Consider the following 582-nt stretch of genomic DNA (forward strand, 5'->3'; position numbering starts at 1 on the left):
TAAACGGTGTTTCAGCTGCAGAAGTTGATTTAGAAAAAGGACAAGTACGTGTGGATTATAACGAAGATAAAGTTCAACTTTCTGACATGAAAGATGCGATTGAAGATCAAGGCTATGATGTTAAATAAAAATTAAAACGGGAGCGACCTTAATGGGTATCGCTCCCGTTTTTTAATTTACTCGCAAATGAGTTGTTCCTGTTTGAATAACCTCCATTGTTGCATCTAACGCATCAACGATTAAATTTTCCACTGCTGCTTCTGTATAAAATGCAATATGTGGTGTTATGATGATATCTTCTCTATCAATCAGTTGTTGAAGTAACGTATCATTCATCTTTTTATCTCGTTGATCACTAGGGAATAAGCCACGTTCAAATTCATAGGTGTCCAGAGCAGCACCTTTAATTTGACCACTATCTATACATGATAGTAACGCATGTGTATCGACTAAAGTGCCTCGTGCACAATTGACAAATACTGAACCTTTTTTAAAATGATTAAATGTATATTGATCAAATAAATGATGGTTATATTTAGTTGCTGGGACATGCAAAGTAACAATATCTGCACCTTCAATAGC

2 protein-coding genes are annotated in these 582 nt (G+C 35.1%); one reads left to right on the plus strand and one right to left on the minus strand.

The window, feature by feature from the left end:
- Positions 1-128, plus strand: a 128-nt coding sequence (locus tag AB840_RS18445; RefSeq protein ID WP_048515725.1) for a cation transporter, incomplete at its 5' end; no start/stop codon positions are given.
- 43 nt (positions 129-171) lie between these two features.
- Here AB840_RS18445 and AB840_RS15635 read toward each other — a convergent pair.
- A partial coding sequence (locus AB840_RS15635) for an NAD(P)-dependent oxidoreductase (protein WP_048515726.1) occupies positions 172-582 on the minus strand: 411 nt, incomplete at its 5' end.

Source organism: Megasphaera cerevisiae DSM 20462 (genome assembly GCF_001045675.1).
Lineage (GTDB): Bacteria > Bacillota > Negativicutes > Veillonellales > Megasphaeraceae > Megasphaera > Megasphaera cerevisiae.